We start from the raw sequence: 5338 nt of genomic DNA, 5'->3' as shown, positions 1-5338 counted from the left end.
GCACCGGGATGCCGAAACGATCGCGCAGCGGCGTGGTCAGCAGCCCCGAGCGTGTGGTGGCGCCGATCAGCGTGAACTTGCACAGATCGATCTTGACCGAACGCGCCGCCGGGCCCTCGCCGATGATGAGATCGAGCTGATAGTCCTCCATAGCGGGATAGAGGATCTCCTCCACCGCCGGATTGAGACGATGGATCTCGTCGATGAAGAGCACGTCGCGCTCTTCGAGATTGGTGAGGAGGGCGGCGAGATCGCCGGCCTTGGCGATGACGGGACCCGAGGTGGCGCGGAAGCCGACGCCGAGCTCCTTCGCCACGATCTGCGCCAGCGTGGTCTTGCCGAGGCCGGGCGGCCCGTGGAACAGCACGTGGTCGAGCGCTTCCTTGCGGTCCTTGGCGGCCCGAATGAAGATCTTGAGGTTCTCACGAACCTGTTTCTGGCCGATGAAATCGTCGAGCGTCTGGGGACGAAGTGCGAGTTCCGCCGCGTCCTCTTCGGCTCGCCTGCTCGCCACCAGCCGATCCCCCGCGTCGCTCATCGCGCGAGTTCCTGCAGCCCGGCGCGGATCACGGCATCGAGCCTGGCGTCGGCGCCAAGTCGCTGAGTGACGCGCGCCACGGCCCCGAATGCCTCGACACGGCGGTAACCGAGATTGACCAGCGCCGAGACCGCATCCTCGTTGATCGAGCCAGCGGCGGCGCCGGACGGCGCGACATCGGCGGCCTTGGCTGCCGGCGCAATGCCAAAGGCCGCGGCCTTGTCCCTGAGCTCGGTCGCGAGACGGGCAGCAAGCTTGGGTCCGACGCCTGCCGGTCGGCTGAGGGTGGCCCTGTCCTGCGCCGCGATGGCGCGCGCGATCTCATCGGGCGATAGCGTGGAGAGGATGGACAGCGCAACCCGGGCACCGACGCCCTGGACGGTCGTGAGGATGCGGAACCAGTCGCGTTCAGCGGTCTCCAGGAAGCCGTACAGCGCGATCGCATCCTCGCGCACGAGGGTCTCCACCAGGAGAGTCGCAGGACCGTCCACGACGAGGTCGCGCAGGGTACGCGCCGATGCCGAAACGAGATAGCCGACGCCATTCACATCGATCACTGCGCTGTCCGCGTCGATCGCATCGACCGTACCCTTCAGTTTGGCGATCAAAGCACCGCCTCCACGCGCTTGGCGGTCGCCCGGTGATGGGCATGGCAGATCGCGACAGCGAGCGCATCGGCGGCATCGGCCGTCGCCTCGACGCCCGGCAGAAGGCGCCCGACCATGGCGGCGATCTGCCGCTTGTCGGCATGTCCGACGCCGACCACAGACTTCTTCACCAGGTTGGCCGCGTATTCGAACACGGGCAGGCCCGCGCGCGCCGGCGCCAGCAACACCACGCCACGCGCCTGGCCGAGCTTCAGCGTCGAGCCGGGATTGACGTTCACGAAGGTCTCCTCGACCGCCGCCTCGATCGGCTGTTGCGCCGCCACGACAGCCGCCACGCCATCGAACAGTTCGCTGAGCCGCTCGGCCAACGAACGGTCACCCACAACCTTGATCACACCGTGTGCTATGTGGCGCAGCCGGTTGCCCTCGATCTCGATCACGCCCCAGCCGGTCAGCCGCAGACCGGGATCGAGGCCGATCAATCTCATCGCGCCGCTCAGGCCGCGAACTTCGCCAGGGTGTCGTCCGACAGCTCGAAGTTGGCGTAGACGTTCTGTACGTCGTCGTTGTCTTCGAGCGCGGCGATCAGGTCGAGCAGCGTCTGGGCCGCGTCGCCTTCGACCGGCGTCGTCGTCTTAGGCCGCCACATGAGCTTGGCCGATGAGGGCTGCCCGAGTGACTTCTCGAGTGCCTCGCGCACGGTGTTGAAATTCTCCTGCGTGCAGTAGATTTCGTGCACCGCCCCTTCGCCTTCGCCGCTTGCCACGTCGTCGGCGCCGGCGTCGATCGCCTTCTCCATGACCTCGTCGGCCGAACCTGCTTTCAGCGCGTAGCGAAACTCGCCCATACGGTCGAACATGAAGGACACGCTGTTCGATTCGCCGAGATTGCCGCCGTGTTTGGCGAAGACGGAGCGCACCTCGCCTGCCGTGCGATTGCGATTGTTGGTGAGTGCCTCGACGATGACCGCTATTCCGCCGGGACCGTAGCCTTCGTACCGTACCTCGTCGTAGTTGGCGTCCGCCTCGTTGCCCGAGCCGCGCTTGATGGCACGATCGATCGTATCGCGCGTCATGTTGGCCTCGCGCGCCGCGATCATGGCCGCTCGCAGACGTGGATTGGAATTGGGATCGGCGGCCCCGAGGCGCGCTGCGGTCGTGATCTCGCGGATCAGCTTGGTGAAGATCTTCGCCCGCTGGGCATCCTGTCGGCCCTTGCGGTGCATGATGTTCTTGAACTGCGAATGGCCAGCCATCGCCCAACAACCAGATTCAGTGAGATGATGCGCCGCCTATACCACTTCTCGTGGGTTTTGGGACTGTTAGAGACAGCGCCAAGGGTGCGGCAGAAAAAAAGGCGGGGGCCGAAGCCCCCGCTAAAAAACGTCGGAACCTAGATTCCGACGCCCCCTCTAACCTTGAAGACAGCCCGCCCACGTGGCGGAAAAATCGTTTAACATCAAAAGGATGCCGCTTTTTCCCCAGACCGTCAACGGTCCTCTTCAAGATACCCGTAATAGATACGGAACCCTCTTGTGGGATACAAGATGCTGAAAACTACTCGGTAGGCGAGAGGCGGCCACCGACCCGGACCGGCCGGATCGATCGCGCCAACCCGGTCTTGTCGTCGCTCTCGACCAGCACGGCGCACAGTGTCCCCTCGCCAGTCGCCGGTGACAGGCGTTCGCCGGGGATCTTCTTGATGAAGCGCTGGACGGCGACATCCTTCTTCATGCCGATCACCGAATCATAGTCGCCGCACATCCCTACATCGGTCTGGTAGGCGGTGCCGGCCGGCAAGATCCAATGATCGGCGGTCGGGATGTGACTGTGGGTGCCCAGCACGGCCGTGGTCCGGCCGTCGCAATGATGGCCCATCGACTGCTTCTCGCTCGTGGCCTCGCCGTGAACATCGACCAGGATGAAGTGCGCCGACCGCCCCAGCCCGTACTTCGCCAGCTCGAGATCGACGGTGCGGAACGGATCGTCGAGCGCATCCATGAAAAGTCGACACATCACGTTCACGATCACGATTTTCTGGCCGCGCGCCGTCTCGAACAGGTTGGCGCCCCAGCCCGGCGTGCCCGGAGGATAATTGACCGGCCGCAACAGACGCTTGTCCTGGGCAATGTAGGAAACGATGTCGCGCTGATCCCACACGTGGTTTCCGGTGGTAATGCAGTCCACGCCGCCATTGTGCAGTTCGGCACAGATCTTGGCGGTGATGCCGAAGCCCGCCGCAGCGTTCTCGCCGTTCGCCACGACGAAATCCAGTTCGAGATCGCGGCGCAACCGCGGCACGTTCCTGGTCACAGCCTCACGGCCGGATCGTCCGACGATGTCTCCACAGAAAAGGACTTTCATCGCTCAGACAAAGGCGCAAGCCCGTTGATCGGTCAACAGCCAATCCAGCCGCTGGTCCTGTGGCCCGTGCGGCACTTCGGGAACGCGCTGGGCGTCGAAGCCCACGCCGACGGCCGTGATCTTGCCGCGACCGCGCAACGCGGCAAGCGTACGGTCGTAGAAGGCGCCGCCATAGCCCAGGCGCCACCCATCCTCGTCGCAAGCCAGCAGCGGCACCAGGAGCGCTTCCGGCTCGATCACCTCGCGCTTCACGGACGGCTGCAACGTGCCGAAGACGCCTGCTTCCAGCGCATCGCCGGGTCGCCACGCGCGGAAGAGAAGCCTTTGCCCTTTGCCCTGCACGACCGGCAAGGCAAGCTGACAGCCCTCATTGAAGAGATCGATCATCAACGGCCGGATGTCGATCTCCTCCTTGATGGGCCAGAAGCCCGAGACCACCGCCGGTGTCTCGAACGGCCGCTCGCGTTGGAAGACGGCACGCAGACCAGTAGCCGCACTGTGGCGCTCGGCCTCCGCCAAGGTGCTGCGCCACGCGAGCATGGTGCTGCGCAAAATGCGCTTTTCGTCGATCAGGTTCATGTCCGGGGAAAGAGCAAGGCGGGGCGGCTCCACGATGGGCCGTGGTCTCGTGGAACCTCCAAGGCCTGCTAAAAGCAGGTGGGCGCCGTATGGCCAAGACCACGGTCAAGGCCAGGCACAGCTCCCAGGAGTTCTTATTGGCCCCGGGGTTTCAAGCGAACCACGCACCGCGCAGAAATCCGCCCCGCCGCCAATCTAGGCATTCAGGGCGGCCCTCGCAATGCGGGCCAGCCCGCCCTCAGGCCGCTCCGCTCATCTTTCTCGACATCTTGTCGACGCGAGAGGTGATCAGGTCCTCGAGCGCCGTCGCGAGCGTCTCGGCATTGTCGGTGGCCGAGGCGCGGGCCGTCTCGGCCTGCTTGGCAATGCCGCGCGCCTCGCGGCTCTCCTCGGCAAGGAGAAGCGAGGCGAAAACCATCAACTTGATCTCGGGCGCGCCCGGCAACTGCTTGCGCAGTTCCGTCACCTTTCCATCGACATAGGCGGCCAGTTCCTGAACCCGGTCTTGCTGGCCGTCGCCGCAGGCAAGCTCATAGGTCCGGTTGGCGATGTTGATCGACACTTCGGGCATGTCACTTTTCCTGTTTATTGCGCCGTGTTCGGCGTCTGAGGGGAATGTGACTTTACCCTTCCAAGGCCCGCGAGGCGATGCCTGTTTGTTGAAAAGACCGGCGCGCGGTCGCTTTCATCTCTGGTCGGCGGCGAGCAGCGCGCGAATATACTCCATCGCACGCTCGAGCCGGCCCTCGACTTCAATGGCGACTCTCTTCAGCTCTTCGTGCTGCTGCTCGAGCTTGCCGAGACGGCGTCCGAGCTCGTCGGATCGGGCGCGTTCGGCATGCAGCCGCTCCTCGATCATCGACTCCAGCCGACTGAGCGCATCGTTCACGCGATCCTTGGCATTGCCTGCCTTGGCCACGGCTCCCCCAGCGACGGATCGAAGAAGGTATTCGCCCGGCGGTGTCTGTTCCATGGCATGAAGAATAAGTGGAGGCTTCCGGACGGTCAACATGTGGCGGCTGTGGAGCATCCGTCTCCGCAATATCTTGTCCGACCATAAGGTTTTGCGCATTGACGCAGATTGGGGTGGCCGTCATGTTGCGCGCCGTTCGAAAATCCCTACGGCGACAGCATCTGATGACTGCACCAACTGCTGCACATCGCGACATGGCGAACGCTATCCGGGCTCTGGCCATGGATGCCGTGCAGCAGGCCGATTCAGGCCATCCCGGCATGCCGATGGGCATGGC

9 protein-coding genes and 1 other RNA gene are annotated in these 5338 nt (G+C 64.3%); 1 reads left to right on the top strand and 9 read right to left on the bottom strand.

Going from position 1 to position 5338, the window contains the following annotated elements; translation table 11 throughout:
• The 9 genes from ruvB to VH499_RS19450 form a co-directional block, all read right to left on the bottom strand.
• Positions 1-538: Holliday junction branch migration DNA helicase RuvB (gene ruvB / locus VH499_RS19490; protein WP_332054416.1), on the bottom strand; the 538-nt coding region annotated here is incomplete at its 3' end.
• Positions 535-1146 (bottom strand): Holliday junction branch migration protein RuvA, encoded by a 612-nt coding sequence (gene ruvA, locus VH499_RS19485; RefSeq protein WP_332054415.1) that lies wholly within the window; start codon positions 1144-1146, stop codon positions 535-537. The genes ruvB and ruvA, both read right to left, overlap by 4 nt.
• Positions 1143-1634: a crossover junction endodeoxyribonuclease RuvC gene (gene ruvC, locus VH499_RS19480; RefSeq protein ID WP_414709814.1), complete on the bottom strand. Its 492-nt coding sequence runs from the start codon at positions 1632-1634 to the stop codon at positions 1143-1145. Before ruvC ends, ruvA begins: the two co-directional genes overlap by 4 nt.
• Positions 1635-1642: 8 nt before the next feature.
• A complete protein-coding gene (locus tag VH499_RS19475; RefSeq protein ID WP_332054414.1) occupies positions 1643-2401 on the bottom strand; it encodes a YebC/PmpR family DNA-binding transcriptional regulator in 759 nt (252 codons plus the stop codon).
• Between the two features lie 301 nt (positions 2402-2702).
• Positions 2703-3509 (bottom strand): TIGR00282 family metallophosphoesterase, encoded by an 807-nt coding sequence (locus tag VH499_RS19470; protein ID WP_332054413.1) that lies wholly within the window; start codon positions 3507-3509, stop codon positions 2703-2705.
• A 3-nt stretch (positions 3510-3512) separates the two neighbouring features.
• Complete coding sequence (locus tag VH499_RS19465) at positions 3513-4088, bottom strand: 5-formyltetrahydrofolate cyclo-ligase (RefSeq protein WP_332054412.1); 576 nt, start codon at positions 4086-4088, stop codon at positions 3513-3515.
• Positions 4089-4110: 22 nt separating this feature from the next.
• Positions 4111-4269: non-coding RNA, 6S RNA (ssrS, locus tag VH499_RS19460), on the bottom strand.
• 57 nt (positions 4270-4326) lie between these two features.
• Positions 4327-4659 (bottom strand): cell division protein ZapA, encoded by a 333-nt coding sequence (locus tag VH499_RS19455; RefSeq protein WP_332054411.1) that lies wholly within the window; start codon positions 4657-4659, stop codon positions 4327-4329.
• A 114-nt stretch (positions 4660-4773) separates the two neighbouring features.
• On the bottom strand, positions 4774-5007 hold the full coding sequence (locus VH499_RS19450) for a hypothetical protein (protein ID WP_332054410.1): 234 nt from the start codon (positions 5005-5007) through the stop codon (positions 4774-4776).
• Positions 5008-5225: 218 nt separating this feature from the next.
• Between VH499_RS19450 and VH499_RS19445 the strand changes: the two genes are divergently transcribed.
• Positions 5226-5338: hypothetical protein (locus VH499_RS19445; protein ID WP_332054417.1), on the top strand; the 113-nt coding region annotated here is incomplete at its 3' end.

The sequence above is a fragment of the Reyranella sp. genome (assembly GCF_036558665.1).
Taxonomy (GTDB): domain Bacteria; phylum Pseudomonadota; class Alphaproteobacteria; order Reyranellales; family Reyranellaceae; genus Reyranella.
This window is presented reverse-complemented; position numbering and strand designations above follow the sequence as displayed.